This is a genomic window from Arthrobacter sp. C2, assembly GCA_024207135.1.
Lineage (GTDB): Bacteria > Actinomycetota > Actinomycetes > Actinomycetales > Micrococcaceae > Paeniglutamicibacter.
This window is the reverse complement of record CP042428.1, coordinates 1,262,348-1,276,727: the sequence shown is the minus strand read 5'-3', so window position 1 is coordinate 1,276,727 and position 14,380 is coordinate 1,262,348. Positions and strand designations below refer to the sequence as shown.

The 14,380-nt window shown below is 69.7% G+C and carries 15 protein-coding genes; 5 read left to right on the top strand and 10 right to left on the bottom strand.

Features of this window, described 5'->3' with window-relative positions; translation table 11 throughout:
* Positions 1–39 precede the first annotated feature (39 nt).
* Positions 40–1,398, top strand: a complete 1,359-nt coding sequence (locus tag FPY90_RS05940) for a M20/M25/M40 family metallo-hydrolase (RefSeq protein WP_498684447.1) — start codon at positions 40–42, stop codon at positions 1,396–1,398.
* A gap of 44 nt (positions 1,399–1,442) precedes the next feature.
* Here FPY90_RS05940 and FPY90_RS05935 read toward each other — a convergent pair whose 3' ends face one another.
* Together FPY90_RS05935 and FPY90_RS05930 are read right to left on the bottom strand one after the other, a co-directional pair.
* The gene (locus FPY90_RS05935; protein ID WP_498684446.1) at positions 1,443–1,856 is read right to left on the bottom strand and encodes a YybH family protein; all 414 of its coding nucleotides are present in this window, start codon (positions 1,854–1,856) and stop codon (positions 1,443–1,445) included.
* Positions 1,857–2,017: 161 nt separating this feature from the next.
* Positions 2,018–2,506, bottom strand: coding sequence for a GNAT family N-acetyltransferase (locus FPY90_RS05930; protein ID WP_498684445.1), 489 nt, complete (start codon positions 2,504–2,506; stop codon positions 2,018–2,020).
* A 134-nt stretch (positions 2,507–2,640) separates the two neighbouring features.
* Between FPY90_RS05930 and FPY90_RS05925 the strand changes: the two genes are divergently transcribed.
* Positions 2,641–4,161, top strand: coding sequence for a sensor histidine kinase (locus FPY90_RS05925; protein WP_498684442.1), 1,521 nt, complete (start codon positions 2,641–2,643; stop codon positions 4,159–4,161).
* A gap of 12 nt (positions 4,162–4,173) precedes the next feature.
* Here the strand turns inward: FPY90_RS05925 and FPY90_RS05920 are convergent, their stop codons facing one another.
* Together FPY90_RS05920 and FPY90_RS05915 are read right to left on the bottom strand one after the other, a co-directional pair.
* Positions 4,174–4,902: a response regulator gene (locus tag FPY90_RS05920; RefSeq protein ID WP_498684440.1), complete on the bottom strand. Its 729-nt coding sequence runs from the start codon at positions 4,900–4,902 to the stop codon at positions 4,174–4,176.
* Positions 4,903–5,059: 157 nt separating this feature from the next.
* A complete protein-coding gene (locus FPY90_RS05915) occupies positions 5,060–5,515 on the bottom strand; it encodes an HD domain-containing protein (RefSeq protein WP_498684438.1) in 456 nt (151 codons plus the stop codon).
* Between the two features lie 160 nt (positions 5,516–5,675).
* Here FPY90_RS05915 and FPY90_RS05910 point away from each other — a divergent pair, with 160 nt between their 5' ends.
* Complete coding sequence (locus FPY90_RS05910; RefSeq protein WP_498684436.1) at positions 5,676–6,311, top strand: hypothetical protein; 636 nt, start codon at positions 5,676–5,678, stop codon at positions 6,309–6,311.
* Positions 6,312–6,320: 9 nt separating this feature from the next.
* Here FPY90_RS05910 and FPY90_RS05905 read toward each other — a convergent pair whose 3' ends face one another.
* From FPY90_RS05905 to FPY90_RS05880, 6 genes are all read right to left on the bottom strand, one after another.
* Entirely contained in the window at positions 6,321–6,872 is a 552-nt protein-coding gene (locus FPY90_RS05905) for a DUF488 domain-containing protein (protein WP_498684434.1), read from the bottom strand.
* A gap of 116 nt (positions 6,873–6,988) precedes the next feature.
* Entirely contained in the window at positions 6,989–7,579 is a 591-nt protein-coding gene (locus FPY90_RS05900) for a GNAT family N-acetyltransferase (protein WP_498684432.1), read from the bottom strand.
* Between the two features lie 38 nt (positions 7,580–7,617).
* Complete coding sequence (locus FPY90_RS05895; RefSeq protein WP_498684430.1) at positions 7,618–8,433, bottom strand: carbohydrate ABC transporter permease; 816 nt, start codon at positions 8,431–8,433, stop codon at positions 7,618–7,620.
* On the bottom strand, positions 8,430–9,350 hold the full coding sequence (locus tag FPY90_RS05890) for a carbohydrate ABC transporter permease (protein WP_498684425.1): 921 nt from the start codon (positions 9,348–9,350) through the stop codon (positions 8,430–8,432). The genes FPY90_RS05895 and FPY90_RS05890 overlap by 4 nt, the downstream gene beginning before the upstream one ends.
* On the bottom strand, positions 9,325–10,689 hold the full coding sequence (locus FPY90_RS05885) for an ABC transporter substrate-binding protein (protein ID WP_071216614.1): 1,365 nt from the start codon (positions 10,687–10,689) through the stop codon (positions 9,325–9,327). Before FPY90_RS05885 ends, FPY90_RS05890 begins: the two co-directional genes overlap by 26 nt.
* 87 nt (positions 10,690–10,776) lie before the next feature.
* The gene (locus tag FPY90_RS05880) at positions 10,777–11,892 is read right to left on the bottom strand and encodes a PfkB family carbohydrate kinase (protein WP_498684422.1); all 1,116 of its coding nucleotides are present in this window, start codon (positions 11,890–11,892) and stop codon (positions 10,777–10,779) included.
* 172 nt (positions 11,893–12,064) lie between these two features.
* Between FPY90_RS05880 and FPY90_RS05875 the strand changes: the two genes are divergently transcribed.
* A complete protein-coding gene (locus FPY90_RS05875; protein ID WP_498684419.1) occupies positions 12,065–12,814 on the top strand; it encodes a DeoR/GlpR family DNA-binding transcription regulator in 750 nt (249 codons plus the stop codon).
* Positions 12,811–14,163: a 6-phospho-beta-glucosidase gene (locus FPY90_RS05870; protein ID WP_498684417.1), complete on the top strand. Its 1,353-nt coding sequence runs from the start codon at positions 12,811–12,813 to the stop codon at positions 14,161–14,163. Before FPY90_RS05875 ends, FPY90_RS05870 begins: the two co-directional genes overlap by 4 nt.
* The last annotated feature ends 217 nt before the right edge of the window (positions 14,164–14,380 follow it).

The window sequence follows — 14,380 nt, the reverse complement described above, 5'->3', positions numbered from 1 at the left end:
CAGGTAGACTGCCCGGCGTCGCGGCATAGACTATCAAGCATGTCGCCCACCTCACATCCGGCAGAAATCCCCGGCCAGGCCGCGCAGCAGGTGGCGGCCAAGTTGGCGCAGCTGGTCTCCTGCCGGACGGTGTCGCATCCGGACCGCGACGACGAGGACCGGGCCGAATTCACCAAGCACGCCCACCTGCTCAGCGGACTCTTCGGGTACATCGCCGGTGCTGTCGAGAAGCGCACGCTGGGGATCACCGGGCAGCTGTGGCACTGGCGGGGCACCGAAAGCAGCAAGCCCGTGGTGCTGATGGCCCACCAGGACGTGGTCCCGGTTCAAGGCGAAGCGGACTGGGAGCACCCGCCCTTCGCCGGGGTCATTGCGCAGGGGCGCGTCCACGGACGCGGCACCCTGGATGACAAGGGTGACCTGGCCTGCATCCTGCAGGCGGCCGACGACCTGGCCGCCGCGGGCTTCGTCCCGGGGCAGGACGTGTACTTCTTCTTCGGGGACTGCGAGGAGATCTCCGGGCCCACCGCCATGGAGGCCGTGGACTTCCTCACCGCGGCCGGGGTGCGACCTTGGATGGTCCTGGACGAGGGCGGTGCGGTGGCCCACCAGGCGTTCCCGGGGATCGACGCCCCGGCCGGGGTGATCGGGGTGAGCGAGAAGGGGATCCTTGACCTGCTGCTGGAAGCCGAGGACTCCGGCGGGCATGCCTCAGCTCCTCCCCGCTTTGGGGCCGTGCAGCGCATCGCCCGGGCCGTGGGCAGGCTGCAGGCCAAGCAGTTCCCTGCGGCCCTGCACCCGGTCACCCAGGAGACCTTCCGCCGCCTGGCCGCCACCGCCCCCGGGATCACCGGCACCTTGCTGAAGCTGGCGTCCCGCCCCGGGCGGCTTGCCGGCGAGGTTCTGGCACGTGCCGGGGCGGAACCGGCAGCCATGGTGCGCACCACCGTCGCCGCCACCCGGCTCGAGGGAAGCGACGGCATCAACGTGCTGGCGCGGCGGGCCGCGGTGGGGTTGAACATCCGCATCAACGTCACCGAATCGGTGGAGTCGGTGATTGCCGGGGTGCGCAGGCGCGTGCGGGATGCGAAGATTTCCTTCACGGTGCTGGGAGCCACCGAGCCCTCGCCGATCTCACCGACGGACTCCGATGGCTTCGCCCTGCTGGAATCGGCGCTCGGCCATTCGCATCCCGAGGCGCGCCCGGTCCCGTACATCATGATGGCGGCCACCGATGCGCGCCGCTTCACCGGAATCTGCGAGCAGGTCTACCGCTTCGCGCCGCTGGGCATGGACAAGGCCCAGCGCGGGGCCATCCACGGTGCCAACGAATCGGTGGAGGTCGCCGAGCTGGGAAAGGCCGTGCGGTTCTACACCTTCCTGATCCGGTCGCTGTAGCTCTCTGAGCTCCGGATGCTGCAAGGGGGGGCGCGCGGGGATGCTCAGGGGCCGTCGGCAGTCGGGGGCGCGGTGTCCGCGTGCCGGTGCACGACCTTCCACTGGCCGTCCTCGCGGCGGTAGACCTGGGTCACGCGCAACGCGTAGGCGCTGGGTTCGCCGTTGATGTGGGTCGAGGTGATTTCCCGATGCACCGTGTAGGCCAAATCGCCGCTAACATCCGCCGCGATCAGCTCGATGTCGCCGGACACGGAACTGGAGAAGCTGTCGGCCAGCTTCAGGAAGACCTCCCGTGCCGCTTCGGGATCCAGGGCTTCGAGCCAGGCACCGAAGAGCGTGACCGGCTCGCGGTCCGACCACGTCGTGAACCTGCCGCTCGAATCCCCGTTGTGCAGCGCGTCCTCGGCCCGGCGCCACGTCGTGTTGAACCACTGCAGGAAGTCATTGTGCTCGTCCATGACAGTGGTATACACCCAAGGCCCGGGCCAGGGAAGAGCACGGCCGAAGCGGATCGATCCGAGGTTGCCCGCACGCCGCGGCAGCCCCGAAGGCGTCACGCAATACACTGGATTCGAAACTATGTTCTGGTCCGGTTCGGGCAGCGCCGGAGGCGGGGTGGCTAGAGGGCCCGATGCATCACGTTCAGGCCCACCAGTCCGTGGACCGGGTGGTTGAAGGCCTGCGGGATCACGGCCAGGACCTTGAAGCCCAGCGACTCCCAGAGCCGGATGGCATGGATGTTGGTGGAAACCACGGCATTGAACTGCATGGCCGTGAAACCCTGCCCTGAAGCCGCCTCGAGGACATGGGTCGCCAGGGCCCGGCCCAGCCCCCGCCCGGAGGCGTGCGAGGCGACCATGAAGCCGGCGTTTGCCACGTGGGAACCGGCGGCGGGCTGGTTCGGGTGCAGCTCCGCGGTGCCGGCCACCGCGCCGTCGTCGTCAATCGCCACGAACACCGTCCCGCCGGACTTGCCCATCCACCACGCACGGCACTGCTCTTCGGTCGCATCCACGGGCCAGCAGTAGGTCCCGCCCTGGCGCACGACCTCCTCGATGACGGGCCACAGGCCCGGCCAGTCTTCCTGCGTGGCAACACGAATATCCATCCAGCCAATCTATTCCAGATTCCCCTGTCACCGGCCACGCCCGCGCGGGTAGTGTGGCGCATAGCGGGAGGGAAGGCGGGGAATGCCGCCGGCGACGGGGGAACCAGGCAGGGAACCGGGAAGGGGCGGGGCAGATGTCCAAGCGCAGCGACGCCCGGGTGCGCGAACTGCTCGCCTCCATGGCCTCCATCGCCAGCGACCTCTCCGTCACCGCCATCACCCACCGCGTGCTGGACGAGGCGATGAAGATCTTCGGCGCCACCTCCGGGGTGCTGGAACTGACCAACGCCTCCCACCAGCAGGGGCACCTGGCCAAGGGCAAGGACGCCGCAAGCCTTCTCGAGGCCGCGGGCAAGGACGAGGCCAAGCGCCTGCGCCTGGCGTTGAAGAGCCGCCAACAACACTTCGCCCGCCTCACCCTGGGGCCCAAGCACGGCAAGGACCGCTACTCCCGGGCCGACCGGGAACTGGGGGAGGCGCTCGCCGGAAGCGCCGGGGTGGCCCTGGAGAACGCCCAGCTCTACCAGGACGCCGCGGACCGCGCCCGATGGCTGGCGGCCTCCGCCCGCATCGGCACCCTGCTGGGCGGCGAATCCCGGCACCACACCCAGGGCCTGAACGACGTCGCCGAACTGGCCCGCCGCGAATCCCGGTCCAAGTACGCGCTGCTGCTGACCCCCATCACCGGCCAGGAACCCGAGAACACCGGATACCGGATTGCCGGGATCAGCGAACACGTCCACCCGCACCTGGCCGGACGGGTGCTGCTGCAGGTGGGCGTGCGCCACCAGCTGGTGCTGCGCAACAGCCAGCCGCTGCTGCTGGCGGCCCCCGAGGCCATCCTCCCGCTGGGCGAACTGGCCGACGGGGAAGCCACCCTGGTCGCCGAGCTGCTGGCACGCGGCATCCACTACGGGCTGCTGGTCATGGTCAGGGAACACGGGGCGCCGGGCTACCGCCCCGTCGAGGCCCAGATGGCAGGGATCTTCGCCGCCAACATTGCCCAGGGGCTCGGCCTGGTCCAGATGCACCACCTGCGCGAGGAGGTGCTGCTCTACCTGGAACGCGAACGCATCGCCCGGGACCTGCACGACATCGTCATCCAACGCATCTTCGCCGCGGGCCTGGGCATCAGCGCCCTGCGCAAGCAACTGCCCACCCCCGCCGCCCGGGAGCGGGCCACCGGGCTGGCCGGGGAACTGGACACCACCATTGCCGAGCTGCGCGCCACGATCTACTCGTTGCGTGCCGACGCGGGGGAGACCGAGACCCCCAGCTCGCGGATCCTGCGCGCCATCCGGCTGGCCTCCGAACCGCTGGAGTTCACCCCGGTGCTGCGCCTGGGGGACGAAGTTGACGCCTTGACCGACGAAACCACGCTCACCCACCTGCTGGCGGTCATCACCGAGGCCCTGAGCAACGTGGTCCGCCATGCCCGGGCCCGCGCCGTCGAACTCACGGTGGAACGCACCGACGGAACCTTGGCCCTGACGCTGCGCGACGACGGGGCCGGCTTCGTCCCCGGCGGACCCGAAAGCGGGCTGGCGAACATGCGCCAGCGCGCCGGGGAACTGGGCGGAACCCTGGAGATCGACTCGACCCCGGGGGAAGGCACCATGCTGCACTGGGTCGTGCCGATGCCCGCCGAAGACTAGGCGCCCTGCGGGCTAGGTGCCTCCGTCGTTGGGCCCCGGCAGCGGATGGGTCACGAACACCGCCGCCTGCGTGCGCGACTCGAACCCCAGCTTCGCCAGCATCGAGGAGACGTAGTTTTTCACGGTCTTTTCCGCCAGGCGCATGCGCTCGCCGATCTGCCGGTTGCTCAGCCCCTCGCCGACCAGTTCCAGCACGCGGCGTTCCTGGACGGTCAGCTGGTTCATCCGCGGGTCAGGGTTTTCGTGGGTGATCAGCCCCGAGACGATGCGCTGCTTCAGGCCCGGGGTGAACAGCGATTCCCCGCGGGCGGCCCTGCGCAGCGCACGGATCAGGTCGTTGCCGGCGATCTGCTTGAGCACGTAGCCCACGGCCCCGGCCAGCACCGCCCCGCGCAGTGCCTGCTCGTCGTCGTAGCTGGTCAGGATCAGGCAGTTCAGCGATCCGTCGATGGAGCGCACGTCCCGGCAGACCTCGATGCCGGTGCCGTCGGGCAGCCGGGCGTCGAGCACCGAGACGTCCGGGCGCAGCGCGGGGATCTGCTTGCGGGCATCACGGGCCGTCCCCGAGGTGCCCACGACCTCGAAGCCCTCGCCCTCCAGCAGCTCGCGCAGGCCGCGGCGCACCAGTTCGTGGTCATCGAGGATGAAGACACGGATGGGGGTCGCGGGCTCCGGGCCGGTGGCGGGCTCGGGGCCGGTGGCCTGCCCCGGGGCGTTCCCCGTTGCCGCTGCGTGGTCCATGACGGTCCCTCCCGATCCCGTGGGTGCGTGCCGGTGCCCCTGCACCCTTCCATTCTTGGCCGCCGAACCGGCTTCGGACAAGGGGCCAAAGGCCCGTGGTGGATTCCGGTTGGCGGCAGGAACCTGCCCGGGGGACACCGGTCGGAGTCCCAGGGGGCTAGGCGGGCTGCGGGAATCCGAGCAGGGCCCGGACGCGGGCGTACTTCGCGGCCAGGCGGACACGGAGTTGCTCGGGCAAGAGCGCGGTGCGGGCCGGGTCGGTGTTGTCCTCGATGTCGGCGCGCTTGACCAGCATCCCGACGGGGTTGGCGCGCACCCGTGCGCAGTAGTCCTCCAGCGTTTCGCCCTCGGTCTTGGTGACGGCGCGGACCGCCTCGATCACAGGAGCCGGGATGCCTGCTTCCAGCAGGTCCCCGGCGGTGACGTCGCAGTCCTCGAGCACGTCGTGCAGCCAGGCCGCGGCCACCGCGGTGTCGTCCCCGCCGTGGCTGGCAACGCCGGCGGCCACGCGCGCGGGGTGGGTGATGTAGTCGACGCCGGACTTGTCGAGCTGTCCGGCGTGGGCGCGGCGGGCGATGTCTTCGGCAACCTGCACGAATGCGTGGCTGGTCATGGGGTTCTCCTCTATTGGATGCTGGAATGCTCCGGCTCCCAGCGTAACGAGGACCGGTGACGGTTGGTCCACCCGGCAGTGCGAGGTGCGGGTGGAGCCGGCGGTGCGCATACGCGCCGCTGTCCCGGAACGGGCACGGGAATGCGGAACAATGGATGTCGTGAGACGAAAACGACGCAAGAGGAGCCGCTCGGCCGGCAGGGCGCTGAAGCGCCAGCGCAAGAAGTTGACGCCGCGCCAGCGGTGGGGCGTGTTCCTGTGGACGATCGGACTCCTCCCTGCCCATGTCGGGTTGTTGCTGGTGATCGGCGGCCTCATCTACCTGCCCTCCGCCGCCTCCGCCCAGCGTGCAGACGTCGAAGTGCGCCAAAACGGGGCCCCGGCCACCGGGGAAGTCGTTCAGATCGGGCGCGCGTCCGCGCTCAGCAGCGGACGCAGCAGCGGGAGCACGACCTACTACCCGGTGACCGAGCAGGAAATCCGCGGTGTGCAATCGAGAACCGAATGGAAGCACTACGACTCGACGGACAGCGGGCTCTGGGTCGTGGGGCAGCAGCTGCCCCTGCTGTACGACATGGGCGGTTCCACGCGCATGGTCATCGACACCCCCGAGGCCACGGCGCTCCTGGGGCGGAAGGTCAGCTCATTCCAACGCGCGATGCTCATCGGCGCCCCGGCATCGGTGGTCGGGTTCGCCGTGGTCTACACGGACCGGCGCATGAATCCCGATGCCCGCGAAAAGCGGGCCCGGGCCCGGGCCCTGCGGAGCAAGCAGCTGCGGCGCCGAACCCCCTGACGTTCCCGGCTAGGGGGTGCCCTCTCCCGGGTCCTGCGCGGTCGGCGGGTAGGTGATGGCGGTGCCCTCGACGCGGGCGAAGGAGGTCAGCGTGTGCGCGGTGGACTTGGTCCTGGAGAAGATGTCCAGCACCTCGACGCCGCGCACCAGCAGCGCGTCGCCGACCAGCGAGCGGTGGCAGCGCCACGGCACCGCCTCGGCGCACATGATGGCCGTGCCCTCGCCCCGGGCCAGATCGAGCAGGTCCTCGATGGCCGCGGCGAACTCCTCGGTCTGCATGTAGTCGGCGTAGCCGCGGAAGGAGTCGTTGCGCCATGCGCCGTTGACGCTGTCCCGATGTGTGGGGCGCAGCCCGCCGAGGTCCTTGGCGCGGTGGTAGCCGATGCCTCCGCCGGCCAGGGACGCGGCCAACTCGTCGCCGTTGAACTGGGGGTTGTGCCGGGACTTGGGGATGGTGCGGATGTCGATAACCCGGGTGATGCCGTGGGCCCGGAGGATCTCGATGAATTCATCGATGGCGTGCGTGGAATGCCCGATCGTGTGAATGCGGGTGGTGCCCATAATGTGTTCCCCTTTCTCGCGGTCGGGATCCGCAGCGCGCCAGCGGCACCCTGGTTTTCATCGTAGGCGATGTGGCGGCCCAAGCCCACGGCCGAAGCCCGCCGGGCATCGGGGGATCACGTCATGGGCATGGCTTCTTGCGGCCCGGGTTCCAAAGCCAGCCACTGATCGCGGGTGATGGCGTATTCGACGTCGCCGAGCTCGTCCCCGTCGATGTGCACCGGCCAGTCGGCGGTGAAGTGGCGCACCAAATCCATCCCGCATTTTTCCATGACCAGCCGCGAGGCGGTGTTCACCGCCATGGTGTTGGCATGGATGCGGGTGACCGAGGGAACGGAGAAGCCGTGGGCGATCAGCGCACGGGCGCCCTCGGTGGCCAACCCGCGGCCCCAGAATTCGTGCTTGAGCCGGTAACCGAGCTCGGGGTCCGTGGCCGGGAACCCGAGCTCGGGGCGCAGGTGGAACCAGCCGGTGAAAGCGCCGGTGCCGCGCAGCTGGGCCACCCAGAACCCGAAGTCCGGACCAGCCCGGTGGTAGGCCAGGTAGGCGGGGATGTGCTCGGAAGTGATCTCCTCCCGCGGGGTGGGAACGCCGTTGGAGATGTAGCGCATGACCCGCGGGTCCGAGTCCAGCTCGACCAGCAGCCCTGCATCGTCGGCGGTAAATTCGCGCAACACCAGCCGCGCGGTCTGCAGCAGGATCCTCATGCACCCATTGTGCGCCGGTTGTGCCCTATGGGCGCCGGTTATTCCTTGACGGCTCCCTCGAGCATGCCCTTGATGAAGTGGCGCTGCATCAGGAAGTAGAGCACGACCACGGGCAGCGCGACCATCACCGCGGCGGCGGCCAGCAGCGCGGTGCCCTGGGTGTACTGGCCCTGGAAGAAGGCCAGGCCCAGCGGCGCGGTGCGGAATTCCCCGGAGGGGGACATGACCAGCGGGATCAGGAACTCGTTCCAGGTCCACATGAACATCAGCACCACCATGGTGGTGATCGCCGGGCGGCCCATGGGCACCAGGATGGAGAAAAGGATCCGGCCCTTCGAGGCCCCGTCCACGCGTGCCGCATCCATGATCGAGGGGTTCACGGACTTGAAGTAGGCGCGCATCCAGTAGGTGCCGAACGCCACGGACTGGGCGACCTGCGGCAGCGCCACGGCCCAGACGGTGTCGGTGAGCCCGAAGGTGCGCAGGTCGAAGAACAGCGGCACGATGATGGCCTCGGCCGGCACCATGATGCCCAGCAGGAAGAGGTAGAACAAGGCCTGTTCGCCGCGGAACCTCATGGTCCCGAAGGCGTAGCCGGAGAGGATCGAGAGCACCACGGCCAGGGACACCACGACCACCGCCACCAGCACCGAGGTGCCCATGTACTGCCCGAAGCGCCCCTCCACCCAGGCGGTGGCGAAGTTCTCGGGGTGGAAGGCCCCCTCGCGGGCGGCCGACGCGTTGGCCGGGCCGAACGCGGCGGCCAGGATGGAGGCCACCGGGGTGAGCACGACCAGCGAGAAGCCGATGAGGATCGCGTAGTTCAGCGTCCGCTCGGTGGCCGAGACCCTCATGCTCCGCGCTCCGAGACCCGGTTCACGGCCAGGGTGACCAGGAAGATGATGATGGTCAGGGTGACGCCGATGGCCGCGGCGGAGCCGACCTGACCGGTCTCGAAGGCCCGCCGGTAGACCTCGTAGCTGGGCACGGTGGTGGAGGAGCCGGGTCCGCCGGAGGTGGTCATGTAGATCAAATCGAAGGTCTTCAGCGAGGCGACGATGGTCAGCGTGAGGGCCACGGTGAGTTCGGCGCGCACCGAGGGGACGATGATGTAGAGGAACTCGCGCACCGCGCCGGCGCCGTCCAGCCGGGCGGCCTCGAACAGCTCGGTCGGGATGCGGGCCATGCCGGCCAGCAGCAGCACCGTGACCAGGCCGGTGGACACCCAGGAGCCAATCAGGCCGACGGCGGGCAGCGAGAAGACGTAGTCCCCGAGCCACGCGCGCGTGAGCCCGTCCAGCCCGATGGAGCGCAGCCCGGAGTTCAGCAGACCGTCGGGCGCGTAGATCTGCTTGAAGGCCACCGAGACCACGACCATCGCGATGACCTGGGGCAGGAACACCAGGGTGCGGAAGAGGGCCAGCCCGCGGGCCTTGGCCCGGGTCAGCACCGCGGCCAGCACCAGCCCGAGCCCGCACGGCAGCACCGCGTAGAAGAAGATGAAGGCGCCGGCATGGCCGAAGGCGGCGCGCAGCCGGGCATCGGCCAGGATGCCGGTGTAGTTCCCCGCGCCGACGAAGGTCGCCAGGGTCAGCCCGTCCCAGTCGTAGAGCGAGAGGTGCACGGCGCGGGCCAGCGGGTAGAGCATGAACGCCGCGTAGATGATGAAGGCCGGGGCGATGAAGAGGTAGGGGGTGATGGCGTGCCCCTGGCGGGCCGTGTGCCGGCCAGGGGCGCCGCTGGTGCTACTTGCCCTGGGTAAAGCCCGCATAGTCCGCTTCCATGGCCTCGGTGAAGGCCTTCGCGTCGATCCGGCCGTCCAGCAGGCCCTGCAGCGAGTCGCCGAGGGTGTCGCCCATGGTCGGGGTCGCGTAGTCCAGGTACGGCAGCAGCACCCCGTCGGTGGTGACGGACTCGAATGCGGTGTACACGTCCTTGAGCACGCCCGATGCCGGGGCGTGCGCCGCGGTGTCGAGCACCGGCAGGTTCCCGGTGTCGGCCAGGACCTTCATCGCGTCCTCGTTGGTGATGAAGTCGATGTAGGCCGCGGCCAGGTCCGCGTTTTTGGTCTTGGCGGTCACGGTGAACGGCAGTCCGGTGCCGCCGGTGGTGTGCGCGCCTTCCCCTGCGGTGGCCGGCGGGGCGAAGAACCCGACGTCCTCGCCCATGGCGTCGGCCAGGTCCGCGGCCATCCAGGAGCCTCCCATCAGGAACACTCCCTCGCCCTTGGCCAGCTTCTGCCAGGCGGCATCGTACTCGGTGCCGTTGACGCCCTTGTTGAAGTAGCCCTTGGCGCTCCAGTCGGCCAGTTCCGCCGCCGCGGCCTGGTTCTCCGGGGTGGTCCAGGAGGCGCCGGCGTTGCCGAAGCCGAGTTTCTCGATCTGTTCCGCGGGCACCTTGGCGCCCTGGATGGGGCCGAAGACGTGCCCGGCGGGCCACTTTTCGATGTTGCCCAGCAGCAGCGGGGTCTCGCCCTTCTCCTTGGCGGTGGCGATGGCCGTTTCGAAGGCGGCCCAGTCGGCCGGGACCTCCAGGCCCAGGGATTCGAGCTTCTTCTTGGAGTAGAAGACGCCCACGACCTCTCCGACCTGCGGCAGCCCGTAGGTCGAGCCGGAGCCGAAGGTGGTGCCGTCGGTGGAGTACTGCGAGTACTTCAGCACCGAGGCCGGGTAGCGATCGGTCCAGCCGTAGGCCTTGGCCCAGTCATCCAGCGGCAGCAGCTGCCCGGCCTTGACGAACGCGCCCATGGTGTTGCGGGCGTTGTTGGCCTGGACCACGTCGGGGGCGTCGGTGCCGGACAAAGCCAGACGCAGGGTCTTGCCCAGGTCCTCGAAGGACTGGGAGTTGCGCTTGATGGTGATGTTCGGGTACTTGGCCTCGAAGGCGTCGTTGAGCTTGGTCATCTGCTCGTTCTGCCCGCCGCGGACCTCCTGGTCCCAGACGGTGAGGGTTTGCTCGCCCATCTTGGCTACGTCCGTCTCGATGGTCGCGCCGCTTTGCGGGGCCGACGGGGCCGGGGCCTCGGAGCCGGGGGCGCAGGCCGAAAGCAGCAGGGCGAGGGCGGCCGTGGCGGCCAGCGCCAGCGTGCGGGTTTTGCCTCTCGGTGACATGGTGTGTGTCCTTTCATGCAAGGTGCGGTGGAAATCGGTGTGCGGCCGGCTGCGGCGGAAGGCGGCGGCCGCGGGTGGAAGCGGGGTTCAGCGCGAGGGCGGCAGCGGCCCGTGCCCGTGCGGGCGGTAGTGGGCCTCGGCCTCGGTGAGCAGCCCGAAGGTGGCCTCGGCGCGGCGCACGGCATTGGGCTTGTGCTGCGGCAGCACCTCGTCGAGGAAGCCGTAGCGCTTGGCGACGTCGGCGCATTCGGCGTTTTCCCGGGCGCGCAGCTTCGTCGATTCCCACCAATCGGCGATGTCGCCCCAGCCCGGGGAGGCCAGGGAGCCGCCAAAGTGCTTCACGGCCAGGGCCGAACAGAGCGTGGAGAAGAGCAGCCGCCGTTCCAGCGGCCAGCCGGCCAGGGTGCCCAGCACGATGCCGGCCGAGAACACGTCCCCGGCGCCGGTCGGGTCGATGGCCGCCACGCGCAGGCTGGGCACGCTGGCCTGTTCCCCGGTGGAGGAGTCGATGGCGATGGCACCGTCCACGCCCCGGGTGATGACCACCAGGGGTGCGCGGGAGGAAAGCGCCTTGAGCGCGGCGTCGGGCGAGTCGGTGCGGGAGTAGGCCATGGCCTCGACGTGGTTGGGCAGGAACCCGTGGCAGAGTTCCAGGTCGTTGAGCGTGGAGGTGTCCCACTTTTCGGTCGGGTCCCAGCCGACCGCGGCGAAAACCTTGCCCTGCTTCGGGTGCGTGGCGATCCACCACGGTTCCTCGTGCCCCGGCATGGCCAGTTCGGCGATCATGGCCTTGGAGGTGGGCGGGGTGCCGATGAGCTCGGCGGCGCCGATGGGCATCGGGTGGCCGTGGGTGATCATGGAGCGGTCCCCGCCGCGGGCCAGGGAGACGGTGAGCGCCGAGTGCCAGCCCTCGAAGATGCGCGAGCGGCTCAGGTCGATGCCCTCCTGCTCCTCCAGCAGCGACCACGACCAGGCGCCGTAGGCGTCGTCCCCGAAGCCGGCCGACAGCCCGGTGCTCAGGCCCAGCCGGGCGGCGGCCACCGCGAGGTTGGCGATGCCTCCGGGCACCGACCCCATGCCCTCGGCCCAGACCTCGGTGCCGGGCTGCGGGGCGGTGGGCAGGCCGGTGAAGATGATGTCGAAAAAGAGCGAGCCGGTGAGGAACAGGTCGAGTTCGGTGCCGGGCTCGGATGCGGTGTTCACCTGTGGGTTCCTCTTGCTTGCGCCGCCAGCGGCGGTCCGGGACGCGCGCCGGTTTCCCGGTGGCATGCGGGCGCGCGGCGCACCCTTGATTGGACGTTAGCACGCACCAGGGGGTGGTACAAGTGATTGAAAATGCTCGGTTCTGCTCATTGGTGACTGTTAGTCTGGGGGCATGCTGATAAGTGCGAGGCAGGGCTCGATCCTGCGCCGGATCCAGGAGGCCGGGGACGTCTCGGTCCAGGAACTGGCCAACGACCTGGGGGTGAGCCCGTCGACCATCAGGCGGGACCTGAACCTGCTCTCCGCCGAGGGGCACCTGCGCCGGGTCCACGGGGGCGGGTCGCTGGACTCGGACAAGATCGACTTCCGCGAGGTGCTGGCCAGAAGCTCGCCGGCCAAGGAAAAGATCGCCAACCGCGCCGCCGAGCTCGTCGAGGACGGAGACGTGGTGCTGCTGGACATCGGCACGACCACCGCGATGCTGGCCCGGGCACTGCGCGGGCGCAGGATCACGGTCATCACCTCCAGCCTGGCGGTGCTCGACGAGCTGCGCACCGACCCCGAGGTGGAACTGGTCATCCTCGGCGGGGTGCTGCGCCGCTCCTACCATTCGCTCGTGGGCTCGCTGACCCTGGCGTCGCTGGCCAACATCCGGGCGAGCATCAGCTTCCTGGGCTGCAGCGGCATCAGGGAAGACACCACGGTGCAGGACACCACCGGCATCGAGGTGCCGGTCAAGCAGGCCATCTTGGACTCCAGCGCGAAGATCGTGCTGCTGGCCGACGAGACCAAGTTCCCCGGGGTGGGTGTCCGCGACGTCTGCAACGCCGCACGGATCACCACGCTGGTGACCAGCCGGGGTGCCGATCAGCGCACCCTCGAAGAATTCAGGAAATCAGGAAGCGAAGTGGTTCTGGCATGAAACTGACCATCATCGGCGGGGGCGGATTCAGGGTTCCGCAGATCTTCGAGGCGCTGTCGGCCGGGAACGAGGCCGTGCGCATCACGCAGCTGTGCCTCTTCGACTCCGACCCGGTGCGGGTGGCGGCCATCGAGGCCGTGCTGGCGCAGCTGGCCCCCTCCCTGCCCGCGCCCCCGACGGTCACCACCGCCGCCTCGCTGGACGAGGCTGTCACCGGGGCCAGGTTCATCTTCTCCGCCATGCGCATCGGCGGGACCGAGGGACGGATCCAGGACGAGCGCGTCGCGCTGGAAATGGGCGTGCTCGGCCAGGAAACCACCGGGCCCGGCGGCCTGGCCTACGCCCTGCGCACCCTGCCGCACGCCCGTGACCTGGCCGAACGCGTGGCCAGGCACGCACCGGAGGCAACCGTCATCAACTTCACCAACCCCGCCGGCATCGTCACCGAGGCGATGCGCGAAGCGCTGGGGGACCGGGTCGTGGGGATCTGCGACACCCCCATCGGGTTGATGCGCCGGGCCGTGGCCGCCATCGGCTCCACCCCGGAGCAGGTGGACTTCGACTACGTGGGGCTGAACCACCTGGGCTGGCTGCGCGCGCTGCGCGTGGACGGGGTGGACAGGCTCCCTGCGCTGCTGGCCGACGACGCGGCGCTGGAGGGGATCGAGGAGGCCCGGCTGATGGGCCCGGAGTGGGTCCGGGCGCTGGGCGCGATCCCCAACGAGTACCTGTACTACTACTACTTCCAGCGCGAGGCCACCGCGCGGCTGCGCGGCCCGGAACCCACCCGCGGGGAATTCCTGCACCGCCAGCAGTCCGGCTTCTACACGGATGCCGCCGCGCACCCGGAGCGCGCGCTGAAGTCCTGGCTGGCCACCAAGCACGAGCGCGAGGCCAGCTACATGGCCGAGAGCCGGCCCGAGGACCAGCGCACCAACCGGGAGGCCGCGGACATCGAGGGCGGGGGCTACCAGCAGGTCGCCCTTGACCTGATGGCGGCGCTGCTGGGCGGGACGCCGGCCACCATGATCCTGAACGTCGCCAACCGCGGGGTGGTTCCCCAGCTTCCCGACGACGCGGTGATCGAGGTGCCGTGCACCGTCAGCGCCGCCGGCATCGTGCCCAAGGCCATCGCGCCGGTGACCGGGGAGATGCTCGGGCTGCTGCAGCAGGTCAAGGCCGTGGAGCGGCTGGTCATCGCCGCATCGCGCGAAAGGAGCGAGACGCTGGCCTGGCGGGCGCTGGCCGCCCACCCGCTGGTGGACTCGATCTCCGTCGCGCGGCAATTGCTGCAGAACTACCGGGAACGGATCCCGGGGGTGGCCGAAGCACTGTCCGGCGGGGCCTGAGCCCCGGGCAGGGCTTCAGTCGCATGGAGCGGATACACGCGCCCGCGCGAGGACCGCGAGGGCGCGTTTGCCGGCCGGCATCCCGGCCGATGACCAAGATCGTGGGTCGCCTTCACGCACGGAAAAGGAATCTTCGCCGGGAACCAAGCCGAAACCCCATCCGATAGCCTGGCGGGCGGCGAGAACCACCGGGAGGCCTCGCGTGCGCGCGGGCCTG